The following is a 24937-nucleotide window of genomic DNA, read 5'->3' as shown; positions in this document are numbered from 1 at the left end:
AGAACTTGTTCCCGCCCGTGTTTTTCTTCCATTTCCTTGTTCGGGCAACCCAAGATGACATCCCACCAAGCCACCGATACCCAGACGCGCGCTGCGGCCAACCTCTCCTTGATCGAACAAGAGACCGCGAGGGCGAATGTCGATGACGAGGTCATGACCAGCAACCAGCGGGATTTCCAGGGCACGCGAAACCTGGTCGTTGCTGCCATGTGCGTGGCCTATTCGGTCTTTCACCTGCTGGTCATGAACGTCTATCCGCTGGAAACATGGGCCTACCGCCTGTCGCATGTGGGCGGCGGCCTGTTTCTGGGATTCTTGCTGTTCGGGGCCACGTCCCTGTCAGACGCAAGCGCCAGAACGACGCGTAATCCTGCGTCGGTTGCACTCTTGGCTCTTGCTGGCGCGGGCATCCTGTATGGTGCTGTCGCTGTTGCCGCGATCTGGATCAACGGCAGCTACCTTGGCAATACAGCGCCGCCTGCCTGGGCGATGTCGACATTCGGCATCCCGCTGGTTCTGGGTGCTTCACTCGCGGTGATTCATGGCTGGCTGTTCCCGCAGCTTGACCGTCGCCAGTTCGCCATCGCTGACATCCTTCTGGCGATTGCCGCGGTCGTGGCCACGGCCTACCTGATTTTCTTTGCGCGCCAGCTTCAGTTGCGCGCCGGCATGCCGATGGCGCTGCCTGGCGACATGTGGGCTGCCGTCACCGGCGTGATCCTGATTATCGAGCTGACACGGCGCCTGGCCGGTATGGCACTGGTGATCATCGCAGCCATCTTTGTGGCCTATGCGTTTCTGGGCCCGTGGTTGCCAGGTATCTTTGAACACCGTGGCTACGACGCCAAACGGTTCTTTTCCTACATCTTTACCGACAACGGGATTCTGGGTGCGCCGATTGCGATTTCCTCGACCTATATCATCCTGTTCGTGATCTTTGCAGCCTTTCTGCAGACGACCCGTGTCGGTGAATACTTTGTCAACCTCGCCTTTGCTGCCGCAGGGCACAAACGCGGCGGCCCCGCCAAGGTGGCGATTTTCGCGTCCGGTCTGATGGGGATGATCAACGGCACCTCTGCCGGCAATGTCGTCGCAACCGGGTCGTTGACGATCCCGATGATGAAAAAGGTCGGATACAAGCCGCAGACCGCTGCATCGGTCGAGGCCGCCGCATCAACGGGTGGTCAGATCATGCCGCCGATCATGGGCGCGGGCGCATTCATCATGGCCGAAATCACCGGCATTGCGTACATGCAGATCGTTTCCGCAGCGATCATCCCTGCTGCGCTCTACTTTATCTCGGTCTATTTCATGATCGACCTGGCCGCGCAAAAGGCCAACCTCAAGGGGCTGTCACGCGACCAGTTGCCCAAGTTCGGCATTCTGGTCCGGCAGATCTATCTGCTGACGCCGATCATCGTGCTGATCGTGGCGCTGTTTTCGGGCTATTCGGTCATCCGTTGCGGCACACTTGCGATGATTTCGGCTGCTGTCGTGTCCTGGCTGACGCCACACCGGATGGGACCGAAACAGCTGTTTTTCGCGCTCAACAACGGTGCGCGGATGGTTCTGCAACTGGTGGCCGTCTGTGCAACGGCAGGCATCATCGTCGGGGTCATCGCCCTGACGGGGATCGGGTCACGCTTTTCGACGGTGCTGCTGGCACTGGCTGACCAAAGCCAGCTGTTGGCGCTGTTCTTTGCGATGGTCGTGTCCATCGTGCTGGGGATGGGGATGCCGACCACTGCGGCCTATGCCGTCGCCGCCAGCGTCATCGCGCCCGGGGTCGTCAACCTCGGGGTAGAGCCGCTGATTGCACATCTGTTCATCTTTTACTTTGCGGTCATGTCAGCCATCACGCCTCCCGTCGCGCTGGCGGCCTATGCCGGGTCGGCCCTGGCAGGGTCAGACCCCGTCAAGACCAGCGTCGAAAGCTTCAAGATCGGCCTTGCGGCCTTTGTGGTGCCCTACATGTTCTTTTATTCGCCCGCGATGCTGCTGGACGGAAGCTGGTTCGAGATCACCCACATCGCGATTACGGCCGTGATTGGCGTTTATCTGCTGTCCTGCGCGGTGCAGGGTTGGCTGATGGGACATGCCAACGCGGTGGTTCGGGTGCTTGTTCTGATCGCAGGACTGTTCATGATCGCGGGTGGTTGGACCACGGATGCAATCGGCCTCGGCATAGCAGCGGTCCTGATCGCCTACCAAAAGCGGGCCACCCCCGCGACGGCCAACGGCAGCTAACGCACCGCATCGGGGACAGCCATGGGTCACCTGACCTCTTGAGGCTGTCCCCGATCAGCCGACCGGGGCATGAGGTCGGGTCCCGGTCGCGGCCTTTTCGACAGACGGATGTTGCGGGGGTTATCGTCAAGAGTAGAAAAAACAAAGGCCGCGCTGCCGCGCGGCCTAGGCCTTGGCTCTATTTGGCGATCCCATGGCTCCCGTTCCGGAAATCAGATGAGGTGATTCCCGGAACTCGGATGAGGTGATTCACTGTAAAAGCAGGCCTTTCTCTGCCACTGGATCACACCAAACCCCATCCCTGTGGAGTGCAGTGGATTAAATCGGCGGTTACCTCTGCCACTTCAGCTGCCGTAATTCTGCCAGTGCTCATGCTTCAGACAACAAAAAAGCCGCCCGAAGGCGGCGGTTTTACAGATGACCATTTAGATCCTGGCGCGGTCTATATCCGATCGTCGGTAATAGTATCCGCCCAGTCGATCCTTGGGCAGCCATGGTTTTATCCCTGCCTTTTCCAACTTAGGTTTCATCCAACGTGAAGTGAGGTTGTGGGCTTGTGAAACCTCTTCAAGCGACACGAAGGTATCCCGAAATCTGACGACATCTGACCTGACAAAAAATTCGTGCCAAACACCCTTGCCGTTCTTCACTTGGCGCAGCCGCAGATATGGAATTTCGCCTGCCTTCAAGGCCGTTGTAAGTGCGTATGCTTCATATGTTTTCATACCCAAATAGTCGGCGGCTTGATTGCGCGACATCAGATCTTCCCGGCCGCCCGCAACAAGATTTTCTTCGATCTCATCCACGTTGACAAGAAGACCTTTGAATTTCTGATCAGGATCGAGCGTCTCGACGTGCAGCAGCCGGCCTTCGACAATTGAACGCGTGATATCAACGATTGGGGATCGGCTTCGCGCAGCTGCATCGTGGATCGACAGCATACCATTTGACGCCTCTCCAACATGCTTGGCCGCGGACATCATTTTCGTCAAAAACGACTCCACATCAGCTTTGGTTGTCCTGCACAAAGCACCCTTGGTAAGCCCCGGAGTTTTGCAGATCACGGGGATCAGGCCGGAACTGACGAACTGATCGCCCTGGACGCGATTACAGTTCAATAGCGAGCACACCTCGGACCGCGGGATCGCGGACAGAATTCGGGCCGCAAGATCCTCGCCCGCACCTGAAGGAATTGGACGGGTCAGGGCGGGATTTTCGGGATCACCATCTGCCAGGCCGCTCAGAACCACAGCACGATTGAGCGTTTTGTGATGAACGCCGGTCTGCTTCGACAGGCTGTCGATAGAGTGGAGTTTGCGCTGTTGCACCGTGTCACCAAATAGTTCAGTTCCGGTAGCGATGGGAAAATTATCGATCACGAAATCTCGAACGATGCCTTTCACCGGACCAATTTCACGCTTGTTCCCATTGAACTGAAGCCACTGGTAGAGACGTCCAAACACGAATTGCGGTCCACTTTTCCCAAGTCGGTCGCCTTTTCTTTCGAGTAAAATACGAAGCGCTTCGGTCACCCCCTCCTGCCCTCGGCATGCAAAATCGTAGCCGACGTCTTCCGCCGCAATGCGTTGGTTGGCTGAAAGCTTATTCAGGTTGATGTGAGTGCCGAGCGATAACACGATCCCAAGCATTTCGCAGGCGCGGGCGGCTTGGTCGATATCCTGCTCATCTAACCAAGCAGGGCCAATCTCTCCCGCAAATCGGCGTTCAACGTAGACCTGTAGGGCTGAAGGTGAACTCTTTCGAGCGGCCGCACTCAGGTCTTTCAGGTCCTTGGTCGATGGCGCGACAAGCTCCATGTCTTGAAACTGTTCGGACACGGATCGGTTAGGTCGTCTGACCAGTTCAATATGGTGCTTTCCGCAAACTCGGACGGGCTCGACGCGCCACAACATGCGCGCAACCCTTGAACCGTTAGAAGCACTGTCAAACTTCTCATCCTCTAACAGGCAGGACGGACAGAAGGACGTTTGATTGGCATTCATAAACTCCGTGCTGAACGTCTGCCCTCGATAACGGCGTTGCCGCGATTCAGCACGCAAGGCGACGGCATCGACCAACCTATCCTTTGCCACGCCTGTGAGACCTGAGATGCGATCAAGGTCTTCATGGGACGGATATTTCGCCCTTTCACGTGAAAACTCGATAAGATCCAGAAATCGATACGCAGATAGGTCGAAGTGGAATTTACCGACCCGCCCGAGGTAGGACGTCAGCGTTTCATCTTCGCAAATTGGCAATTCTGGTCGGAGAGTCACTTCTTCTTCCTCCGCTTGGCCTTTTGCCGAGCCTTATTCGTTGCGGCAGTGCGTTGTGCCTCGTATTCATCCTCATCGACGTCCAGCTCAATTTCGATCCAGTCCTCGGCCGCGAATACGTTCCGGCCTGGTTCGCAGATCTCACGCTCCCCCCAACTCACCTCAAAATGCTCAACTGCCAAGCAGGAGCTATCCTGATCCAAAGCCTCTTCGATGGCGAGAATGGTGGATTCGATCGCCCTCCCGAACTTGTAGCGGCTCCCGTGAATGAGGCGGCTAATGACATCGAAATCAGAATTGAACGTTAGACCGGCCTTGCCAGACAGAAAGCTGACCAGCTCTTCAAGGTCCTTATTATCAGCACCAATCTCGAGATCTCGCGGCTTGATCTTCGCAAACCGGCGGCTCAACTGCGGATCAAGTCCGGCAATCCGTCCCAAGCGTTCTGTTCCGCTCAGGACCAAGACGACCGGGTGTTCGCCCTGCATCAGCGACTTGAGCATCTTCAGCATATTGTCGGTTTCTGTCGCAGCTGTATCCTTGAACATGTCTTGCGCTTCGTCGATCCACAGTAGGGTAATTCCCATCCGGTCCAGCCGCACTCGGACTGCACGCCAGATCTCCCAGACTTTTGCGCGTTCAGCGATGTGATCGACCCCAAGTTTTTCCAGAATTGTTGTTCCGAGACTTTTTTGCGTCGCAGGGCTTTCAACCTTGATCTTCAAATACCTCGGCCGCCCCGTTTCCGGGTTGTCCTGCAACGCGTCGAACTTGCTGAGAACCTCTTGGATCGTTGTCGTTTTACCGCCACCTGAAGCGTCGATCATGATCACCCCGTTGGTTTCAGTTCCTGCAGTCACAAGAGCCGGCTCATACGTTGGCTGTCCGTCACCTCCCGGCCTAAACAGCCGGGAGACTTGCTTGCTGAACAGTTTTCCGTGCTCCGTCTGAAAGCGGATATCCCTTAGCATTTCGGGAGTGCTCTGGCCGCTCGATGATACAATATTGTTGTGGTTGTTCATTTCTTACCCTCCAGCCAAAGATTTTTTGTGTCTGGCGCTTTTCGGTCGGCCTGCTTGGACTTCTGAGGCTGTTGTGCAGCGGGTCGAACAGGCAGAATTGAATGACCAAGACCGTCAGGTGATTTCGTGAGGCCGGGCTGTGCAGGCACGATATCAAAGCTGCCTTTCGCCTGCTTCTCGAGAAGTTCCAGACCTTTTGTATCCATCCCATCGTCCAAGATGCCCGTGGACAGCATCCGCTCGGAATTGAGCGCTCGAATGTCGGCCAATGCACGGAAAACGACGGCATCGGAAATTTCACGGCTCTTCGCATATTTGGCCGTCAATGCCCGCATTGTTGCTGTCCACTCCTGCGCAGTAACGCCATCGAACCGATTTTCTACGGCAGGGATCTCAAGCCATCCGTAGTCGAGCTTGGCCTCGATTTGTCCGATGTTCCGACTACTCCACCTGATCTGAACTGACTGATTGCCGTGCTTCAGGAACCATTCATGCAAAGCACCTGAGTGATACTGAACGTTGAGGACCTGAATCCCCGTTTTTTGAACTTTGCGGGTCGCGTGAATACCGAAGGCCAGTCGCTTCTGCCGATATGTCGGGGCAGCGCGCAAAGGGTAGTTGCCGCTCGAGAGATCCACCTGCCATTGTTCAAGCGGGGTCAGACCGTTCAGGCCTTCATGCGGCGTATTGTGATAAATATCTACGACCCAGCGCACGAGGATGCGCGAGAGATCCTCCGCCGACAGACAGGCCATTTTCTCTGAACCATATTCACCCTTCTCATAGGCGTTCGAGAACGTTTTTCCGCTCAAATCGGACAACGCGGAGAGCGATGCCGTCCTGAACAGACGCTCAATCTTTCCCCGCATCCCAGGACTGCCCGCGATGGTTTGAAGCGCATGGATGCCGAGGTCTGAACATGCATTTGTAAAGACACCTGATTTGAAAGCGCTGCCGTTGTCAGTCGCGAGAATCTCAGGGAGGCCCAGCATATTCCATGGGCTTTCTGCTCCAGCTGCCGTTGCGATTACGCCCTTATCGCTAACAATCATATCCAGACAGCGAACCGCTGCACTCGATCTCGGATTGCTCGTTAACACCATACCCAGAATGACGCGGGTCCGGCTGTCGATCGCAACGACGACCCACCAACGCCGCGTGGGGTCAAGCAGGCCAAGGCGCTCAAGTTCGTCGTTGTCGAACAGTTCGAATAAACCACAGCGGCTCATGATCGTATGAAGGTCAACTTTCCATTCGTCCATCTCGACCCGCTCCAGCGGCCTTGCGTGCTTTAGGCCAGCCTTAACCGCCCGCATCTTCCGCATGGCCTCTTCGGCACCAAATCGCAGAACCAGTTTTTCGAACTCTCCATAGGTCCCAATCTCGCGCCTGACGGCATCGCGCCTTGGTGTTTGCAACAATGGCCGCTGCTCGGCCTCGCGAATCTTGTTTTCCTTCAGAAATGCAAGCGCGACCGCTTCAACCGTTTTAGTCTGAGGAGGACGCCGTAAGGTGAAATAGTGATCCCGCACGACCTTCGAAAGCAGCGCCTGTTCTTCGAGCGAGAACTGGCTCTTTGTGTTTCCTTGTCCCTCGACGTTGTCCTTCAGGCCCGACTTGCCAAACCGCCGGTATCGTGACGTCCATTCCCTCAAGATTCGGGGACTGCAGGCGTCAGGACGGGCCACGACCCCTGCTGATTTCGGCTTCCGACCACCCTCTTCTTTCCAGCGCCGACGGGCCTCCGCGACTTCCGGATCCGGAAGCTCATAGGTCATGTATTCTTCGGCTGCGCGACAAAGATCATCCATGCAAGCCGCAATCGCTTTGTCGTTTACCTTTAAAAGACCCGCAATTCTGCGTTCGTCATAGGCGCGCACCAAAGCATACCTCGCCTCCACCCTTGCGCGATGCGCAGGTGTCAGCTCAGCAATCGAGTCGTCGCACGTCATAGCCGGAGATGCGGCATTGGTCATTTTGTGCAGGAAATAATCAGGCTCGTGGATGATTTTTCCCGCTGCGTTCAGACGATTGAAACGTTGGACTTCAAACACCTCCGTCAAATGCGGGTTGTCTGCATCCATGAATTCGAGAAACCCTCCGTGCGTCCCGGCATAACGTGTAACCCAGCCGTCGATGGTCACGCGATCATGCTCGCGAAGTAAGAAACTGGGGAACCGGTCGAAGAAGTCTTTGGCGATTTGCATTGTCATCTTTTGTCTTTCTCTATTGCGACGGCTGTGGGCGTCGATTGAGTGCAGAAGTGGAGCCGGTGCCCATCGTTTTGATGGGCCGGGACACTTGGCATGTTGATAAAACTGTGAGGTTACTTCAGCGGACTGCGTCGAACGCGTGGGAGGGACCGCTGCCATGCCTGACTTTGATCGCAGGCATGAGCGTGGCACTCTTGAGCATCCAGCAAGATTTCATTGAAGGTGCGCTTGATCAGCGCGCTGCCTTTCGGGCGATAGTGGAGCGTATATTTGATCGGGCTCATGCGAACTCTCCAGATTTGATGACGATTGTCTTTGGTGTAATCATCTCACGAACCAACGGCTTCAGAACCCCGTTGCGCATGAGGCGAACGACGGCACGATAACCACGCTCCATCATTCCCGTATCGGCAGTTAGATCAGAAATGCTGCGTCCCCCATGCAACTTGCCCACGACATATTGCGCCACAGCATCTGCATCCGGATCTGCTTTCCTGACTGCGGTGAACATCAGAGCGCTATTCAGATCGATGGGGTCAATGTCCTGATCCGTGAGGAGACGAAAGTCGTCCACAAAATTCAGCTTTTTCATCCAGCCAGCGACGATTTGCATTTCTGCAAGGAAAGACCCGGACACCAAGCGAACTTCGGGCTTGATTGTGTAGGCAATGCGCTGGCCGTCTTCTTGCACGGTGACGACGTCCAGAATTTTGTGGTTCAGCTTTTTCCGGTCATGCCCATAGTAAAAGAAAACCTGTTCCTGCAGATCGACGACTGAGCTTTTCGCGTCCAGCTGCAAGAGATGGCAGAGCTCAAGCCAGCTTTCAGCTTGAACGCGGACACCATTGTCGTCCCCCAAGACAAGATTTGCGGTGCAGTGCCCCTTTGCAGCGCCCGCAATGGAACGCTCGGCGCGAGACGGTTCAGGCAGATAGATTTTATCTGCAATATCGTAAGACATAGTATGCCCCATCATTTGAAAGTGCTGGCGCCCGGAATTGGGCGTCATGCATTCGCAATGGGTCAGGCACTCAAAATTCATGCGGCTCGAGAAACCTCGGGCTTTCTTATGCAAAATGCCAGACAAGCCGATATCCATAACCGACCAGCGGGTGCTGGTTCGGATTGGGCTCGACCTCAAATTTACGACAGGCAGATACAGGTATTGAAATTCCCAGGGGAATTCGATATGCGGAACTCAACAACGAGCGCAGTCGTATCTGCCTTCCAACGAAACGCACTCGAACCGCGCCAACGGTTCGGGTGTTTTCGTTTTGAGTGCTATCCGTAAGTCATTTTACTCTCCTTCGATCAACACGGCTCAGTGCTGGGTCTTGCTCTTCGGTGCGCTCGCCTGAGCACAGCTCAAACTTAGCAAAGCAAGCCGATCGAAAGAACATTTTTCTCATAGGCATCAATGCCTTGCGAGAATGAAATGATTGTGATGAGGTGCCCCAGAGAAAGCTACAGTAAGTAGCTTCAAAACCGCACCTGAACGCAACATCCAGTTCTTCCGACCAAATTCCCGGTCATTTTCGCGATCTGAAACAGATTGCGAAAAACTCGATTGGAAAATCGAGCGGTGAAGAAAGAATTGCATGCGTCAGCGCGAAACTCCGGATTCCGAAACAATCAACTGCGTCAAACTACGTCGATGCAGATACGATTCGTTTTAGAAACTGGGTAGCGAGAGGCAAACAGAACGACATCCATCACCTGATCCAGAAAGATCAGTCTATCAATTGCCGAGCAATGACGAGGATATGCGAGTTCATGTTCATAGCGATCTCAATATCTGGTAGAAGATTGCGCCGTCAATCAAAAAGTTGTGGTTCAACCAAAATTTTTCAAAGGCTGTTTCTGGTGTTTGTTCATACTCGAGCGGCCTGCACCCTCACCTATAAGGTGTAAGTAAGCAGGCAGAACACCCACCGGCGCAGAAAACTCAAGACCAGCGGTCAAGGTTCTTGACTGAATACACATCTACGATCACACATGCGACATGTCCAAAAATAGCGCACTCATACATTCGATAGCTTGAGCCCCAACAGCGGGCCTCGAAACATCTTTGGCGCTCACCCAGGACTTCCCATGAACACCGCTACTAAGACGATCCAGCTGGAAAAGCTGTTTTCCTCGATACGCTGACTTCCTACCTTTGGGAGACAGCACAGGTGTGCGGCTGGGATTTATACACCCGGAGCGCCAGATAAGCGTAGACGGCCGGGATCGTTACCCGGGTCTCCTACCAGATCGCCAATCATTGTTCCTGATAGACGCGAACGATATCCGAACGGAAAACAGTATTAAAACTTCACGCCTCGCACATTCAGCGCTGGCTTTTAGCGTTCGGAATTGCGTGCTTGGCGCAGTATGCGGTGATGGCCTTGAGAAATCCGACGAGATTATTGTGAGATATTGACGGCGCTCTGAGTAAAATTGAGGAGGGAATCGAAGTAGGCTCAGATAGCAATGACCAAACCTTGAGCCACAGTCAAAATTCCTTTGATCGAACTGTTCCAGCGGATTGCACCAAGAATCCTTTGCCTGATCCGACCGGATGATGGTAACGCCTTCTGCGTCCTTTATTCGATGGATGTCTCTGCTGTTCAAGTTCTGGATGACCGATATGTTGACCCGACGCCACTTCATCCAAACGACCGCCGCGCTGTTCTCCGTTCCGATCGCCGGTCCCGCTTTCGGTGCGCCCACTTCGGATCGGTCGCGCTGGGCTGAATGGGACGCCCGCGTAACACCCCCAAATTACGATCCAGCGACGACGAATCCCTGGGGGTTCCACGACCGGTTCCTGCCACAGCTTGTTCAGGCCAACGACGGTCTGGTGCCGGGTGATGTGCATGTCGATGCGGTGGCCAGATACCTTTATCACATCCGCGCAGACGGCATGGCCATGCGCTACGGTGTGGCGATTGCGAAAGGCGACCTATACGAACCCGGCCGCTACAACATCCGCCGAAAGGCAAAGTGGCCGGTCTGGACACCGACATCCGCGATGATCGAACGCGATCCCGGTTCCTACGCCCAATACAAAGACGGTATGGACGGCGGCCCGACGAATCCTTTGGGTTCACGCGCGCTGTATCTCTACGTAGGCGACCGCGACACCTATCTGAGGATACACGGCACCCCATCGCCCAGGTCAATCGGAAGTCGGGCCAGTTCGGGATGCGTCCGCATGGTGATGGCGCATATCATCGGTCTCTACGATCAGGTGGCAACCGGATCGAACGCCATCCTCTACCCCGCCGAGGACGGCGTCACAGCGCGCAGTTAACCGCCGGCGGTGTCCGCGGCTGTCTCTGCCACCGTCCGTTCCGGGCCGCAAAGGTGCCTACCGTCTTTCGTCAGCAACGGCAGTTCTGTCGTCTCGACCGGACCAACGTAGCTATACCAGAAACAGTTGTCGTCCGGCCGCAGTCGCGCAGACGCGATATCCTGATTCGGTGCGGAGCGCGCGACGATCTGATCCTTGATCTGCTGTTCCACGCTGGGAACCTCGACCGCAGTGGGCGAGACTATTGCCTCGGGACCGATCCCCGCGCATGAGGCCATGGTCGAAATCGCTGCGATTGCGCAAAATATCCTGATCGTCATTGGGGCACTCTTTTGATTGGCGTGGCGTGGCTGGAGAAGACATCGACGACTTCAAAACCCTTCAACCACTGCGCCGTGGCTTCATTCTTTATCGGTTCGTTTGCAGGTCAGAAAATGATATTTCTTCCCGTTCTGGTGGGCAAGCGTGTCGGCTGAAGACCAAGCCTCAAACTCATCCAGGAACGCTCTGCAGCGTCTGATTTTCGAGCGATTGTTGACAGTTCACAAACCACAGGATGGTGTCTGCCTCAAAGCGTTTTCAGTGCGATCCAAGAGACCCCATTCGATTCAAGATGTCCTTGCCGCTCGGCTGCCCTCGCCGTTCGTTGTCGGCCCAAATCGGACTTTCTTCACGATGGTCATTGCTGCGGTGCAGCTTCCCAAAAGTGATCATTCATAGCACTGCGCAGCTTTGTCCAACCGAGCGTGGCAAAGCTTGCGTTTGCTGTGGTAGGGAGAACAACGGTTCTCCCTACAAACGGTAATACAAGAAACAGGGTAAGCTACGATGAAACGCAGCCTCGACTTGATCCGCGAAATCTTAATCGCCATCGAGGACTACGAGCCAGAACGGATAAGTTCCTTACAAACGCTTTCCCCCAAAGATTTTTCAGGCACAGAAGCGGAAAACTATCATCACATAAAAATGCTTCGCGACGCTGGTTTGATCGACTTGGCTGGACAGCCACTTTTGAGCGGCGACTTTCCAATTAGCGGTATGACGATGTCAGGCCACGATTTTCTTGATGCAATCCGCGATCAAGGTGTTTGGGACAAGACTAAAAATCGCCTCAGCAAGGCAGGTGGCTGGACGCTCGACCTCGTTCTTGCTGTTGCAAAGGAGGAGTTAAAGCGGCGGCTTGGTTTAGGTCTTCAGGATCTGTGATTTACACTACCTTCATCCTGCGTGCCCCGCCTCTATGATCGACATGAACGGCCCTTTGCTGCCGTTCGTCAGTCATTCGGGACGCTGCGTTGCGGCCCGTCGAAGCGGCCATTCGTGCAACTTGCAGCATTTGCAGGGGACGAGTGGCGGCTCAGCGGACAATGCAGCGATCTAAATAATTCGACTGAACGTCTGCTTTTGCGGCTTGGGGGTCTATGCCCAAGCACTTCGATACTTAGCTGGCCCCCAATTTTCGATTTCAGAGAGGGAAGGTACAGCAAACACCGCAGCGTCCACCTTTGCAGCAGAACTTGCATCCTTGAGGAAGTGCAGAACCGTCTTGTTGCTCGAATGTCGTCGCTTTTGCACTGTCAATATCGAACATTATTTCGACATCGCTATTGCTGCAGCCCGCTTCCATTGCTGCATCAAAAGCTTTGCCAGCGATTTCTAAGAATTCTTCACGTGTCACTACAATTCTCCTCTGTGTAAAGTAGTCTTCGCATAAATTTGGTTAATTGCAAACTTGAAAGCTGCCGTTCGTTGGCCGTGCAGCAATCGCCAGAATGGGCTCCAAGCAGACTTGCGGCGGTGCAGCACTCCATTCTGAGCCATCAGCACCCCTGAGGCGTTGCCCGATGACCGGTTGCAGCCCCAAAGCGGACATGGCGGTAAAGTGGAAGGTCGCTTCGGTACTGAAGAAAATCCTTGTTTAAGTGTCAGAGTTGGGTCGCGCCGGATCAAGCGGGAAAGCTTTCAATCGTGGCACACCAGTAAGAGTGTCATCTCGCGACCTGACTAGGATCTGAGATACCGGATCATATTCAATATTGGCGGGAAGCATCGCTTTGGCAACTGGCGGATGCGAGACCGCAATGGTCTGATAGTTCTTCTTCACCCAATTGGACAAGACTTTCGCAAGCGGCCAAAAATCTCTCTCCAGGGGATCTTTGCGGTGCATTTTCTCATCATAGAACCCTAGAACGTTCAGACAGAAACGGGTGTATCCCGCTCCCTTGTAGTTAGGACCGAATTCGTCCATCCGCTTTACTTCATCCCAAATCATCCGACGAAGCTTTCGACGAACCATTTTCATCAGCTTCGTATCTTGCACCTCATGGCCGTTGATGGGAGACCACACAGTATTGTGCTGGACGTCCCACATTCTGAATTCCTTGGTATTGATCTGAGCGGCGTTGAAAATAACTTCGAAATAAAGAGATGCAAGATCCGAGGATAGATCACTCCCGTAACGAAAGTCATCACTCCTGTTGAAGTCGACCCAACCATCTGCTTTATCAAATGCCTTAACTAAATCTTTCAAAAAGTCATTTGCCTCGTTTGCGATCCAGGTTGGGTTATGAGAGCTGAACACATCACTGTATTTTTCTTCGGAGCCGATATTTTCAAAGGCTTTTTCCGTCGTTGTCAGAATGTAGCGGATACCTTGAGCATGCCAGTTCGCTCTCCCCTTGGACGTCAAACCATCTACGTATAGCCGCGCCATACCAAAGTACGTTCTCCAAGTATCCTTGTCCCAGTCGCGGGCGTAAGGGTAGTGTAGGTCTAGCGGTGACTCCAAGCCCAGCTCGTAACTTTCGAGCAAGTGCCAATTCCAAAATACTGAGCGCGTGATTGGTTTCGCTTCTCCAATGTAGCCCTGGCCAAGCCACTCATTCTCTACCCTCAAGGCCGATCCGGGTTTGGATAACATTGCCACGACTGTACGCTTCACCATGAGGTGTATTGGAACATCCAGCCTTTCTAGATCGACCGCCACCTCCACCAAATGTGCTGGAAACGAGGGGATTTCTTCCGCAACAACTTCGCAAAATCTTGTGTCTGATAGAAGCCCGTTGAGAAAATGAGCTTCAGTTTGTAGCTTTGAAAATTTGACCGGTTTTTTGCTATCTATAGGATGTCGCTTTCTGCGCGGCGTATGGCGTATTAGTCTCGGTGCTTCGCGCATGAGTTCGCGTGCCAATGCCAGCATTTCTTCTCTGCTGCCGTTCGCAATGTAGAAATATGTTTCCCGAAAGAATCGATGGGCAGTAAATCGAGAAAAACGTGGAGGGATGATGAAGCAGATCTTCATCCAATACAGTATCAGCAGCGCGATAACCGTTGTAATCAGATAGTTTACGGTATTCGGGTTCATGAATGATGGAATTCGGATGCCATACAAAATGAGACCTTCAATTACGAACATGATAATGCCCGACAAAACGAGCGTTCCGAAGAACACAGGTCTAAATGGCACCATTGCTGTGGCTTGTCTGATTTGAAATTTGGGGCTGCTGAGTGTGAACACCGCAACTGAAAACGCAAGGATTCCCAGAAAGCCGCCTACATCGAGAAACGGATCGTAATTATCACGCGTGTAATGTGTGAGGTTTTCAAGCCACCAGGTCTTTAAGCTGCTGAACCAAGTAGAGATACTAGATTGAAAAGTATCGGGCATTTTCGGTCCATTTTACTAGGTGCTGCTCACAAGCATACTAACCACAACGCTGATCGGGTTCTATAATCTTGGCGGCTTGCAGTGAAACAAGCAGTTCCGCTTTGAGCCGATACGACATCAATCTGTGATGAAAGCTCACAACTTTGCAAAATCTGCTTCCTGCGCGCAGCCAACCTTGGTGCGCAGCGCAGCTTAGGTCTTCGGTCGGCTACAGCTTGAATGGCCGCTTTTTCAATTCTGCCACAGAATCTTCGCAGACGCAGCTAAGGACCGGTTTCCGCCCCTTGCGGCGGCCGAAGAGAACGGCCCATACCGGACATTGGTGGTATCTAATGGTGCTGCGGCGCAGCTTCATCAATCCGGTCATTCGCTGCGAGCGCACTGTCCATGCGAAGGCGAAAGCGCAGGGCTGGAGGCGGTCCTGTATTCAAAAGAAAAGTGCAGCCTTTCCGTGATCTTGTGGCCCTGCCCGGAAGAAGAACACGCCGTCATGGGTCATCTGCTTTGACTTCTTAAGATAGAGGAAGATCGCGCAGTCGGTCATTCCCTCGAAATTGCTCGAAATCTCCATGGCAAGCATCCGCGCTTCGTTTCTGAGGTCATCCTCGGCCAAAATGGGCTTGTTCAGGAACATGGTCGCCACAACGTATTGCTGCGAGCCGACGGCGTAGTTGGAAACTCGCGGCTCTTTACCGCCGCCTCCGCGCCTCCAACTTCGGATGCGTTTCTGGAGTTCGAGCAGCGAGGGTGGCGGCTGGTTCAGAATCGCGCAGATGATATCAAACCTATGGCGCACGGTGCCGACCGTGCTTGTGTAGATTTCTTCGACTGTCTTGGTCCAAATCGGTGGCAGGCTTATCCCGATAACTTCAGCTCTGGCTCTCTCCGGATTCGGCGTCCGGTTAACCCTTACCGTATCGTCGGAATCGCGGAACATGATCCGCTTATCCGGCGGCGCTTCTCCGAAAAGACAGAAACCATTGGTCAGGTACATTGACAACAGGTCCTGCTCGTCGCCGTCGAAGTCAAATTGCTCTCCGATCCGGAACCGTCTGGTCAGGTAGTGAACAAACGAGACTTCCGAATCCAGGAACTTCGAGAGCATGAACAGTTCGCCAATGGAAAGGACCGGTGCCCAGATGTAGTTATTGCTCACGAGTCCGGCTTCGAGAAAGAAGTGCTTGCTGCTTGACAGGGCGGCAAGATGTTCCAAGCACACGCTGTAGCTGAATGCGATTTTCGGTTTGTCCAGGTCGATCTTCACGGGTCGCCCGCCGACTTTTTCCCAAAGCTTCGCGGTCTTGCCATGTTCGTTCAGGTATCTTTGAAGCCTCTGCGACTGCTGCCAAGGTTCAACGAACAACGATTTAACGTTTTTCAGCAGGCTCTTTTCCGCGCCGCGTCGTGCCGCCGGGCTGATCTTGCCGGACTTCGCCTCAAATGCAAAAATGAAATTTCCGACAACTGCAACAACGTCGTTCTCGTATCTAATACCTGTGTCCGGATCATCCCATAGCACGCTGCGGTATATCTCAGCGCTTGGCATCGCCTGTTTCAATGTTGCAGCTATCGCATCCTCAAGGAAGTCAGAGCGGGCGTCGCTGTACGCACCCAGCAAGTCCGTCTTGCCATCAACAATAAGCCGCTCAATAATCCTGAATGGGTAACTGAACGGAAAATACTGGATTGCAAGAAAGAAGTTACCATCAGGGCGTGCGATGAACGGCTTATCCCATACCGGGTTGTCCATGACGAAATGCTCAAAATTCTTTCCCGCCAACTCGCCGGGGCGAAGGGACAGCGATTTAATCAACGGAACGCATTCCGTCCCAAACTCCCTGATCAGTTCATCCTTCTTAAGAATGAACAACCAAGGCGTCGAAAGCTCGGAGAGCTGGTAGCCCAGGTGTTTCATGTCATCAAGGGGCCGCTGCTTCAGTTTGCAGCGTTCCCACATTCGATTTGTGGCTGGGCTGAGAGAGCAGAAATACTCAATGTGAGCGATTGTTTCTTCCTGAGAGACAGCCCTCATCATCTGGCCAATGTGTGACATGAAATCATGAAGGCGCTTCGCGACCAGCTGCGAAATCCCGATCAGCATTTTGAACTGGGTAGCGAAGTCTGTAGCGACGTTTCCCTTCCTGTCGATCCGTCCGAGAATATCAGCGGCGATTTCTGCACAAACGTCCTGGTCGAAGGGAAATCTGTAGTAGATCGTCTGCAACTTGGTGCGCCACGTTAGAACCTTGATGGGGTCTTTCGGGTCCACCAGATTAGATTGCTTCTTTGAGAACGCCTGGAACAAGCGGGCCAAGGCCTTCCAGTGCCTGGAGAAATTCCCGGGCGACGTAGGCACACTGCTGGAATGGATGGGCATTGTCAGGAACAGCGCCTGAAATGCTTCCAGCGCGGCAAGTTCGATAGTCGGATATCTGTTCTTGAATACGAGGGTTTCTGTAAGGCACTGATGAGCGGTTTTTCCGAGAGCAATATCGATATCGCGGCAACCCAGGAAGGTCTCAAGTTTGGTCTTCTTAGCTTGGAATTCCGCGTCCCAGTCGACAATGCCTTCGTCTGTATCCTCGTCCTGATCGTGCCATTGGTCAGTCAGATCGTATCCGTGGATGTAAAGCTCGTTTTTCACCATCGCCACGCAATAATCCTTGTTGCAGTATGCTTTTAGCTTATCGATTGGATACACCGGCGGATAGTGCCCCGCTGCGCATGGTCTTTCATTTGCAGAAAACTCAATGAAACGCCCGCACCGGACATTTTTTGGTGTAAGAAAACTTGTCGTTCGATGACCGCTTTGACACTGTTAGCCGTGTTTTTCGCACATGCAGCCAATGGCTTCTTTCCGCCCTTGCTGTCAATGCTATCGCCTCCAGGTCAGTTTTTCAGCGGTTGCCGCGAACGGCGGAAAAGTCCCGCACTGGGAACTTTCGGACGTAGTGCAAAGAAGGTTCGCATCTCCATCGCCTTACCTCACCACCGGCAGATCCGTCAGTCGCGTCGTATAGCGCGGGCTGCGATGATCTGCGCGCAACTGCCATGACCTCTTCATGCCTTCGCTGGCGAGCACCATCGTCTTTTTTCCGAACCGCCCGTTCACATCGTCCAACGCTGACATGAGTGCCGGGGACGTCGGTTTGACGCTGTCGAACAGCGTGCGCGGCCGGTCCTCGAATGGCAGAAGGTCATCCAGCATGATCCCGGCTTTCGTAAATCCGAACCTCTGGGTGTCGATCTTCGGCCAGGCCGCGAGCGCACAGCGCTTGGCTGCGGCCACGAGGTCAAACGTGTCCGACGACATCGGCGTCAGCCGCGTCGACCGCGATCCGGCATACTGTGGACGGTCAGGCCGGTGCCGGTTGGTGTGGTAGAACACCGTCAGGGTGCCCGCGACCAGACCATGCTGTCGAAGCTTTTCGGCCGCGCGCGTTGCGTGGGCCGTGATGGCTTGGAACAGCGTGTCGAAGTCAGTCATAGGTGTGCCGGCCGACCGGGTAACGGCCATGCCCTTGCGTTGCGGTTCGACCTTGTCGAATGCGATGCAGGCCTCGCCTTGCAGTTCGAGAACCGTCCGCTCCAGCACGACGGTTCCCAGCGCCCGCGCCTGGCGCAGCGGCATGTCGCGAAGATCGCCAGCGGTATTGAACCCGATACCGCGGAGCTTGGCTTCGGTCTTGCGGCCGATGCCCCAGATGTCACCGACCGGCACCATGGGCAGCAGCCAATCCGCCAGCGTCGGGTCCATTATGTCCAACACGCCCGCAAAGATCGGATTCTTCTTCGCGATGTCATTAGCGCACTTTGCCAGCGTTTTCGTCGGGGCAATGCCGATCCGCACCGGAACACCCACACGCCGCAGCACATCGCGGCGCAGCGCGCGTGCATGCGCGGTGCGATCCCGGAATCCAGCGAAGTCCAGAAAGCATTCATCGATGGAGTAGATCTCGACGTTTGGCGTGTAATCCTCGTAGACCTCGACCACCCGGCGGCTGATGTCGCCATAAAGCGTATAGTTCGACGAGAACACGCGGATCCCATGCGCTTCAACCTTGTCCCGGATAAGGTGCAGCGGTTCGCCCATCTTGATACCAAGTGCCTTGGCCTCGTCGCTGCGGGCCACCGCACAGCCGTCGTTGTTTGACAGCACGATGACCGGAACGTTCTTCAAGGTGGGGTCAAAGATCCGCTCGGCGCTCACATAGAAGTTCGCGCTGTCGCTGATCGCGATGCGCCGTGTCACGCCAGATCATACCGCCGCACGATCCCGGCGATGACGCCCCAGATCTCGCTATCTTCCGACAGCTCGATTTCCGGAAATGGCTCACGACTGTTGGCCGGTGCCAGAAAATACTTACCTTCTCGTTTGCGCAGGATCTTTGCCGTAACAGCCCCCTCGACTACGGCCAGAACGGCTCGTCCAAGGCGGCGTTTGCCAGCGCGGTCCACTGCGATGATGTCACCGTCACGTATGCCGACATCCCACAGACAGTCGCCCTCAACACGCCACCAGAACGTTGATGCCGGATGGCGCACGACCCAAGCGATGGGGTCGATCTCGTCTTCGAGATCGTCTCCCGCAGGCGACGGAAACCCTGCGCTGGCCCGAAGGAGCGGCAATGGAATGACGTGACCCTCCGCCAGAACGGGGGCGTCGATTTGGAAGACTGGCATCTGCGAATCCTTGCATGTTCTACTTCTGTTCTACATATCTGCTACCGGTGTCGGACCTGTCAACCGAGCCGCGGCCGACCGTCTCGGAATCTTTGCCGGACCCCTCAGTAGATCGTGAGCTTGTTCAAAATGACGCAGAGGCTATGATGACCACCCACTTCCGGAGCAACGGGATGAAACACGACCCGCGCGGTCAGGCGCGTGGCATCGAGCGGCTGTATCTTGATTTCGACAGCTTCTTTGCCTCTGCCGAACAGCACTTCAATCCCGACCTTCGCGACCGCCCGCTGGGCGTAGTCCCCTTGGATTCACCGCATACCGGATGCATCGCGGTCAGCCGTCAGGCCAAGGCCCTCGGCGTAAAGTCCGGTGCGACCATCGCGAAAGCGCGAGAGATCATCCCAGATATGATCTTCGTCGTGGCCCGGCACGATGTTTATGTTCGCCTGCACAAGCGTATCCTCGACGTCATCGAGACGGTCGTGCCAGTTGCGCACGTCAGATCGATCGACGAGGTCGTCTGCAACCTACTGCCATCAGAAGGCAACCGCGCCGAGGATCTGGCGCGACAACTGAAGACCGCGCTCGCGTCAGCGTTCAGCGAGGTGCTGACCTGCTCGATCGGAATGGCACCGACGGAATTGCTGGCCAAGATCGCGGCGGAGATGCACAAGCCGGATGGTTTTAAGCTGATCCATGCGTGCGACTTGCCGCAAGCCCTCTCATGCGTTGACCTTGGAGATCTGCCCGGTATCTCCAAAGGCATGCGCGCACGGCTGGACGCAGCACATGTGCGCGACTTTGACGGTCTTTGGGCATTGGCACCGAAACAGGCGCGCGCGATCTGGGGTAACGTCGAAGGCGAGAGATTCTGGAACGGGCTGCATGGGTATCATTTGGAGCGTCCTCCGACACAAAAGAGCATGTTCGGGCATAGTCGCATCCTGCCGCGGGACTGGCGCAATCCGGAGAAGGTCAAGATCTGCGCCCGGATGCTGACGGAAAGCGCTGGTCGCCGGGTGCGTCGGGCTGACGTGCGCGCAACGCGACTGACGCTGAGCTTTAAAGGGGGCGCAAGGACGGCGTCAAACAAGCGGTCCGCCGGTCAGCGCTGGGACTGGGAGACATCGTTCCTGCCCGCCCGTGATGACCATACGTTCTTGGTCGCACTTGCCGGTGGTCTGTCAGAGGCAGAGCGCAGGATGCCGTTTCAGCCGCGGTCAGTCAGCGTGATGATCCACGGCCTGATCGGCAAAAACGAGGTGATGTCAGATCTGTTTGCGGAGTCGCCCAGCGATTCAGGTGGCACGTGCCATACCGCGGACCGGAAAAGGTGGGAACAAGTCAGCGATATGATGGACGGCTTGCGTGCCAAGCTGGGCCCCCAGGCCCTCTCCATCGGACCGCAAACCGAAATCCCGGGCGGTTACGTTGGCGCCAAAATCGCGTTCGGTCGGATTCCGGACGATGCAGATTTCAGCGGGAGGCCCGTGGCCGATCAGGACACGCACTTTGCTTCGTTCTGATTGCGGCATGGCGTAAGGTCTACATTGCTGCCGGACCTCAGCAGACTTTCAGACAACGCGCGGCGAAGGTCTGGAACGAGCCCAGACTCACCGATGCTGCGGTGCGCACGAATGTCGGCTTCCGTCCGACCGCGTCACGCCTTGATGGAGTTAGTCAGCTTCCACCAAGTCACTTCGGGCATCCCGAATAATCATCCAAGATGAATGCAGAAACAGCCCTGCAATGGCGAACGCGACAATAAGATCAGGCCAGGCACTGCCAAGCCACGCGACCAGCCCGGCGGCGATTACCACGGCAAGGTTGCCGATGGCGTCGTTGCGCGAGAACAACCAGACCGCCCGCATATTGGCATCGCCGTTGCGGTGCTTCAGCAACGGCAGGACCGCGAGTATGTTCACGATCAACGCCCCCACAGCGAAGGCTCCCATCAACCCGGCTTCGGGCGTCGTCTGATTGAGAACGCGCCAAAAAGTGCTGCCGACGACGCCAAGGCCCAGAAGCCCCAGAAACACTCCTTGGATCATCGCGGACCGCGCCCGCCACGTCAGGCTCCAACCGATGGCGAGAAGGCCCAAGAACGTGATCGCGCCGTCACCCAGAAAGTCGAGCGCGTCCGCCTTTAGCGCCTGTGACCCGGACAAAAAGCCGCCGAACATCTCGACGACGCCATACCCGAGGTTCAGCGCGACCACGATCCAAAGGGCGCGGCGATAAAGTGGGTCCTTGTAGGCTGGATCGGACGATGTATCGCCGTCCTCCATCTTCTCGAACCCATAGCCAGTCGCGTCGAGCGCGGGCTGCACTTTCGGCAAGTCTTCCGCTGCGATCTGCAACGTGATGATATGGGTCGCGGCAGACACTTTCACATCGCCGGTCGCCACGCCCGCCGACCGGGCCGCGCGCTCGATCTCGGCCGCATCCTTAGCGCAATCCATGCCCTGCACCCGCATCCGGATGGGCGAGGATGCTGTCGGCAATGTGCTGTTGTCGGGCTGGCTCATGTGCGATCCTATTCGAGGTGGCGGGCGAAAGAGATCGCCTCTAACGTATCAGTGGATAATGATATGACAGCGCAAAATATTCAAGACGATCTTTCGGCACCCGATCCCTTGGAACTGCGGGCAAAGCTCTTCCGGGGTCTCGGCGATCCCAGTCGTTTAGCAATCCTGGACGCATTGATATCAGGTGAAAGCAGCGTGCAGGAAATCGTCGGTTATACCGGGCTGGGGCAGCCCAACGTCTCGAACCATCTGCGCTGCCTGCTGGAATGCGGGCTGGTCAGTCGCCGCAGCGAGGGCCGGTTCGTTAGATATAGTCTGGCGGACAGGCGGGTCGCTGGGCTGATCCGTGATGCGGATCAGCTTCTTGCCTCGACCGCTACCGGTATCGACAACTGCGAGCGCTACACCGAGTAGTCAGGGTCCTGTCGGCTGGGAAACCCGAAAAACCTCGGCCTCCGTTTCCGATACGTGCGGTAGGGCGCGCCATAGATCTCTTCCAGCCACGGCTCTTCGGCGAACGCAGCGAGCGCAAAGGCAATCACACCGCCTATCGCGATGATCCATGCTGCGGGAGAGGCCGACAAGATCGCCCATCCAACCAGAATGCCCATGTCTGCCACGTATTGCGGGTTTCGCGACCAGAGGTAGAAGCCATCGGTCTTTAGCTCGGCCGCCGCGCCACTGGTTGCATCGAGGCCGATGCCCAAAGCCGCAGGCCAGACAACGGCGTTGCCCGCCAGGATCAGGGGCAGGCCCGCGCCCCAACGAAGCCAGAGCGGCCAATCCAGAGCATTCCATTCGGCGAGGCCCACGGCAATGCCAGCTCCGAAAACCGCGAGGGTGGGTAGCCAGACCATGAGTTGGCTGAGCCAGTTCACCCGTTGGGGGGGCCAGAGACGACGCTTTGGGAAAAGGATCGACCAGATCAGCATCACGATCAGAGCGACTTCGCAGACGAGCGCGACGATTAGCGCGGTGGAAGCGAAGTCGCTCATCCGTATCGCTCCTCGCCATGTCCGCGCCCGCCGAACTCGGACGGGTTGTCGCAGGCGTGACGCGCGCATTCCAATTCCAGCGTCGTGTGCGTGATATCGAACCGTTCAGCCAGTGCCGCTTTGATCTGGTCCTTGACGGCATCGGCATCACTCCAGCGACCCTCGGCAATGACGATATGCGCGTCCAATGCGGCGCTGTGTTCATCCATCTGCCAGAAATGCGCGTGGTGAATGTCCGTTACGCCGTCGATCCCGCGCACGGTTTCGAGAACCGCGTCCATTTCGATCTCCGGCGGCGAGCCGAGCATCAGGATACGGATCACCGGGCCGATCTCCCGGAACGATTGCCACAGGATGTAGCCCGCAATCAGCACCGTCACGAGCGGGTCGATCAGCCGCCAGTCGTAGAGCAGGATCAGTGTCCCCGCGACGATGACCGCGACGGAGCCGAGCGCGTCGGCCACGTTGTGCAGGAAAGCGGCGCGGATGTTCACGCTGGATTTAGACATGGCGTAGGTCAGCGCCGCCGTCGCTGCGTCCACGACCAGCGCGATGCCCGCAATGATGACGATCAGCCAGCCCTCAACCGGCTGCGGGTCGGCAAAGCGCATCGCGGCCTCGTAAAGTAGGTAAAGGCCGATTACGATCAGCGTCGTGTAGTTGATGAGTGCTGCGACAACCTCGACCCGACCGTAGCCGAACGTCATGTCCGCGTCCCTTGGCCGCCGCGCGATCTTGCGCGCGCCGAACGCGATGATGAGCGATATCGCGTCGGAAAAATTGTGCAGCGCATCCGCGATCAGCGCCAGCGAGCCGGACAAGATGCCGCCGACGATTTGCGCGACCGTCAGACCCATGTTGACCGCAATGGCGGCGATGAGCCGGCGGTCGCCCGCTTCTGGATCGATGTGGTGGTGGTGACCGTTGGCCATGACGGCGCCTTTCGATTCGTGTCATTGCAGATTAGATACGATCTACAGCGACTGTAGGTTCAAGGGGTGGCATGAAAGAATATTCAATCGGACAGATGTCGCGCCGGACCGGTGTAAAGGTGACAACGATCCGCTACTACGAAAGCCGGGGGTTGATCCCGCCGCCCGCGCGCACTGGCGGCGGGCAGCGGCGCTACGACGCCGCCGCGCTTGAACGGCTGGCCTTCCTGCGTCACGCGCGGGAACTTGGCTTTGGCCTCGATGATATCGCCGACCTGATGGCGCTTGCCGCAGCACCGTCACAGGACTGCGCACCCGCCAATCAGATCGCGCGCAAGCAACTGATGGCCGTGGATCGACGGCTTGCCATCCTGACACAACTGCGCACCGAACTGGCGCGGATGGCCGATGCGGACGATCCGGGCCACGCCGGTGATTGCCGCGTGATCCAGGTTCTCGGCGATCACCGACACTGCATCGGCGCGCATAGCGTGTAGGGTCCCACTTTGAGTTTGTCAGCTCGCTAAACGGCATTTTCCCTGCAGAGATGGGAAAGCTCAAGATCTCTGGGACCGCCGGCAAATTTCGTTCTCGGCGTTCTGAAATCGAGTTGAGGAAAAGGTGCTTTTGGGGGATAGCGGATCGGGGCCTGGATACTCCAAGCCCCGATTACTTGTTCACATCTCCGGCACGAGTGCGGCAACGCTATACATACCGTCTTCGCCCTTGATCAGCATCATCGTTACAGCCTGACCATCCGCGATCTCGTCCATGACTTCGGCGTTCTCTACCAAGGTCATGTCCATCGTCATTGCGGGCCAGCCAATCTCGGGGATTGGCTCGTGGCTGACGTTGACAGTTCCTTCGCCGAACGAATTGACGACTGCTTTCACGTGAACAGCGCCCTCAAGCATCGCCTCGTCCATTGCCATGTCGCCGTGGTCCATCTCGCCGTGGTCCATCGACATCGTGCCGTGATCCATGCCGGTTGTCTCGGTGGTCTGAGCAAAGGCCATGCCTGCGCTCAGGGTCAGTCCTGTGGCCAAAATCAGTGTCTTTTTCATCGTCGTTTCCTTCTT

20 protein-coding genes are annotated in these 24937 nt (G+C 55.9%); 6 read left to right on the top strand and 14 right to left on the bottom strand.

The features are described 5' to 3' along the window. Window positions 1-54: 54 nt before the first annotated feature. Window positions 55-2247 (top strand): TRAP transporter permease, encoded by a 2193-nt coding sequence (locus AN189_RS06455; RefSeq protein WP_056032831.1) that lies wholly within the window; start codon window positions 55-57, stop codon window positions 2245-2247. Between the two features lie 425 nt (window positions 2248-2672). On the opposite strand, the gene AN189_RS06450 is transcribed toward AN189_RS06455, so the two are convergent. The 4 genes from AN189_RS06450 to AN189_RS06435 form a co-directional block, all read right to left on the bottom strand. Beyond that, window positions 2673-4523, bottom strand: a complete 1851-nt coding sequence (locus AN189_RS06450) for a TniQ family protein (protein ID WP_083484279.1) — start codon at window positions 4521-4523, stop codon at window positions 2673-2675. Further along, window positions 4520-5545: an ATP-binding protein gene (locus AN189_RS06445; RefSeq protein WP_083484278.1), complete on the bottom strand. Its 1026-nt coding sequence runs from the start codon at window positions 5543-5545 to the stop codon at window positions 4520-4522. Before AN189_RS06445 ends, AN189_RS06450 begins: the two co-directional genes overlap by 4 nt. Next, window positions 5542-7758 carry a DDE-type integrase/transposase/recombinase gene (locus AN189_RS06440; protein ID WP_172794868.1) on the bottom strand — a complete coding sequence of 739 codons (2217 nt, stop codon included), beginning with the start codon at window positions 7756-7758 and terminating at the stop codon, window positions 5542-5544. Before AN189_RS06440 ends, AN189_RS06445 begins: the two co-directional genes overlap by 4 nt. Before the next feature lie 280 nt (window positions 7759-8038). After that, the gene (locus AN189_RS06435) at window positions 8039-8767 is read right to left on the bottom strand and encodes a hypothetical protein (RefSeq protein ID WP_216597724.1); all 729 of its coding nucleotides are present in this window, start codon (window positions 8765-8767) and stop codon (window positions 8039-8041) included. Window positions 8768-10387: 1620 nt separating this feature from the next. Between AN189_RS06435 and AN189_RS06430 the strand changes: the two genes are divergently transcribed. Beyond that, window positions 10388-11053, top strand: coding sequence for a L,D-transpeptidase (locus AN189_RS06430; RefSeq protein ID WP_056033264.1), 666 nt, complete (start codon window positions 10388-10390; stop codon window positions 11051-11053). On the opposite strand, the gene AN189_RS19470 is transcribed toward AN189_RS06430, so the two are convergent. Next, on the bottom strand, window positions 11050-11265 hold the full coding sequence (locus AN189_RS19470) for a hypothetical protein (protein WP_216597723.1): 216 nt from the start codon (window positions 11263-11265) through the stop codon (window positions 11050-11052). The genes AN189_RS06430 and AN189_RS19470 overlap by 4 nt on opposite strands. Before the next feature lie 616 nt (window positions 11266-11881). Between AN189_RS19470 and AN189_RS06420 the strand changes: the two genes are divergently transcribed. Further along, the gene (locus AN189_RS06420; protein WP_056032813.1) at window positions 11882-12259 is read left to right on the top strand and encodes a DUF2513 domain-containing protein; all 378 of its coding nucleotides are present in this window, start codon (window positions 11882-11884) and stop codon (window positions 12257-12259) included. A gap of 259 nt (window positions 12260-12518) precedes the next feature. On the opposite strand, the gene AN189_RS19110 is transcribed toward AN189_RS06420, so the two are convergent. From AN189_RS19110 to AN189_RS06400, 5 genes are all read right to left on the bottom strand, one after another. Then, a complete protein-coding gene (locus AN189_RS19110; protein ID WP_157057403.1) occupies window positions 12519-12731 on the bottom strand; it encodes a hypothetical protein in 213 nt (70 codons plus the stop codon). Between the two features lie 240 nt (window positions 12732-12971). Continuing rightward, window positions 12972-14720, bottom strand: coding sequence for a hypothetical protein (locus AN189_RS06415; RefSeq protein WP_157057402.1), 1749 nt, complete (start codon window positions 14718-14720; stop codon window positions 12972-12974). A gap of 427 nt (window positions 14721-15147) precedes the next feature. Continuing rightward, window positions 15148-17421 (bottom strand): hypothetical protein, encoded by a 2274-nt coding sequence (locus AN189_RS06410; protein ID WP_172794866.1) that lies wholly within the window; start codon window positions 17419-17421, stop codon window positions 15148-15150. A gap of 279 nt (window positions 17422-17700) precedes the next feature. Then, window positions 17701-18972 (bottom strand): Y-family DNA polymerase, encoded by a 1272-nt coding sequence (locus tag AN189_RS06405; protein ID WP_056032805.1) that lies wholly within the window; start codon window positions 18970-18972, stop codon window positions 17701-17703. Continuing rightward, complete coding sequence (locus AN189_RS06400; RefSeq protein ID WP_056032802.1) at window positions 18969-19403, bottom strand: LexA family transcriptional regulator; 435 nt, start codon at window positions 19401-19403, stop codon at window positions 18969-18971. Before AN189_RS06400 ends, AN189_RS06405 begins: the two co-directional genes overlap by 4 nt. 14 nt (window positions 19404-19417) lie before the next feature. Between AN189_RS06400 and AN189_RS06395 the strand changes: the two genes are divergently transcribed. Next, a complete protein-coding gene (locus AN189_RS06395; RefSeq protein WP_253279567.1) occupies window positions 19418-20929 on the top strand; it encodes a type VI secretion protein ImpB in 1512 nt (503 codons plus the stop codon). Between the two features lie 150 nt (window positions 20930-21079). Here AN189_RS06395 and AN189_RS06390 read toward each other — a convergent pair whose 3' ends face one another. Further along, the gene (locus AN189_RS06390; protein WP_056032796.1) at window positions 21080-21931 is read right to left on the bottom strand and encodes a cation diffusion facilitator family transporter; all 852 of its coding nucleotides are present in this window, start codon (window positions 21929-21931) and stop codon (window positions 21080-21082) included. Window positions 21932-21994: 63 nt separating this feature from the next. Between AN189_RS06390 and AN189_RS06385 the strand changes: the two genes are divergently transcribed. Then, entirely contained in the window at window positions 21995-22345 is a 351-nt protein-coding gene (locus tag AN189_RS06385) for a helix-turn-helix transcriptional regulator (RefSeq protein ID WP_056032792.1), read from the top strand. Here AN189_RS06385 and AN189_RS06380 read toward each other — a convergent pair. Together AN189_RS06380 and AN189_RS06375 are read right to left on the bottom strand one after the other, a co-directional pair. Further along, on the bottom strand, window positions 22333-22926 hold the full coding sequence (locus tag AN189_RS06380; protein ID WP_157057400.1) for an isoprenylcysteine carboxylmethyltransferase family protein: 594 nt from the start codon (window positions 22924-22926) through the stop codon (window positions 22333-22335). The genes AN189_RS06385 and AN189_RS06380 overlap by 13 nt on opposite strands. Next, a complete protein-coding gene (locus AN189_RS06375) occupies window positions 22923-23858 on the bottom strand; it encodes a cation diffusion facilitator family transporter (protein WP_056032790.1) in 936 nt (311 codons plus the stop codon). The genes AN189_RS06380 and AN189_RS06375 overlap by 4 nt, the downstream gene beginning before the upstream one ends. Before the next feature lie 71 nt (window positions 23859-23929). On the opposite strand from AN189_RS06375, the gene AN189_RS06370 reads away from it, so the two are divergent. Next, entirely contained in the window at window positions 23930-24355 is a 426-nt protein-coding gene (locus AN189_RS06370; RefSeq protein WP_056032787.1) for a helix-turn-helix domain-containing protein, read from the top strand. A gap of 180 nt (window positions 24356-24535) precedes the next feature. Here AN189_RS06370 and AN189_RS06365 read toward each other — a convergent pair whose 3' ends face one another. After that, on the bottom strand, window positions 24536-24922 hold the full coding sequence (locus tag AN189_RS06365) for a copper-binding protein (RefSeq protein WP_172794865.1): 387 nt from the start codon (window positions 24920-24922) through the stop codon (window positions 24536-24538). Between the last annotated feature and the right edge of the window lie 15 nt (window positions 24923-24937).

The organism is Loktanella sp. 3ANDIMAR09 (genome assembly GCF_001420005.1).
Taxonomy (GTDB): domain Bacteria; phylum Pseudomonadota; class Alphaproteobacteria; order Rhodobacterales; family Rhodobacteraceae; genus Loktanella.
This window is presented reverse-complemented; position numbering and strand designations above follow the sequence as displayed.

What these genes read in the sequence shown, in the direction of transcription:
- AN189_RS06455 (WP_056032831.1), top strand. Translation starts at nt 55, where the DNA reads ATGACATCCCACCAAGCCACCGATACCCAGACGCGCGCTGCGGCCAAC.
- AN189_RS06445 (WP_083484278.1), bottom strand. Translation starts at nt 5,545, where the DNA reads ATGAACAACCACAACAATATTGTATCATCGAGCGGCCAGAGCACTCCC.
- AN189_RS06440 (WP_172794868.1), bottom strand. Translation starts at nt 7,758, where the DNA reads ATGACAATGCAAATCGCCAAAGACTTCTTCGACCGGTTCCCCAGTTTC.
- AN189_RS06435 (WP_216597724.1), bottom strand. Translation starts at nt 8,767, where the DNA reads ATGACGCCCAATTCCGGGCGCCAGCACTTTCAAATGATGGGGCATACT.
- AN189_RS06430 (WP_056033264.1), top strand. Translation starts at nt 10,388, where the DNA reads ATGTTGACCCGACGCCACTTCATCCAAACGACCGCCGCGCTGTTCTCC.
- AN189_RS06420 (WP_056032813.1), top strand. Translation starts at nt 11,882, where the DNA reads ATGAAACGCAGCCTCGACTTGATCCGCGAAATCTTAATCGCCATCGAG.
- AN189_RS06415 (WP_157057402.1), bottom strand. Translation starts at nt 14,720, where the DNA reads ATGCCCGATACTTTTCAATCTAGTATCTCTACTTGGTTCAGCAGCTTA.
- AN189_RS06400 (WP_056032802.1), bottom strand. Translation starts at nt 19,403, where the DNA reads ATGCCAGTCTTCCAAATCGACGCCCCCGTTCTGGCGGAGGGTCACGTC.
- AN189_RS06395 (WP_253279567.1), top strand. Translation starts at nt 19,418, where the DNA reads ATGTTCTACTTCTGTTCTACATATCTGCTACCGGTGTCGGACCTGTCA.
- AN189_RS06390 (WP_056032796.1), bottom strand. Translation starts at nt 21,931, where the DNA reads ATGAGCCAGCCCGACAACAGCACATTGCCGACAGCATCCTCGCCCATC.
- AN189_RS06385 (WP_056032792.1), top strand. Translation starts at nt 21,995, where the DNA reads ATGACAGCGCAAAATATTCAAGACGATCTTTCGGCACCCGATCCCTTG.
- AN189_RS06380 (WP_157057400.1), bottom strand. Translation starts at nt 22,926, where the DNA reads ATGAGCGACTTCGCTTCCACCGCGCTAATCGTCGCGCTCGTCTGCGAA.
- AN189_RS06375 (WP_056032790.1), bottom strand. Translation starts at nt 23,858, where the DNA reads ATGGCCAACGGTCACCACCACCACATCGATCCAGAAGCGGGCGACCGC.
- AN189_RS06370 (WP_056032787.1), top strand. Translation starts at nt 23,930, where the DNA reads ATGAAAGAATATTCAATCGGACAGATGTCGCGCCGGACCGGTGTAAAG.
- AN189_RS06365 (WP_172794865.1), bottom strand. Translation starts at nt 24,922, where the DNA reads ATGAAAAAGACACTGATTTTGGCCACAGGACTGACCCTGAGCGCAGGC.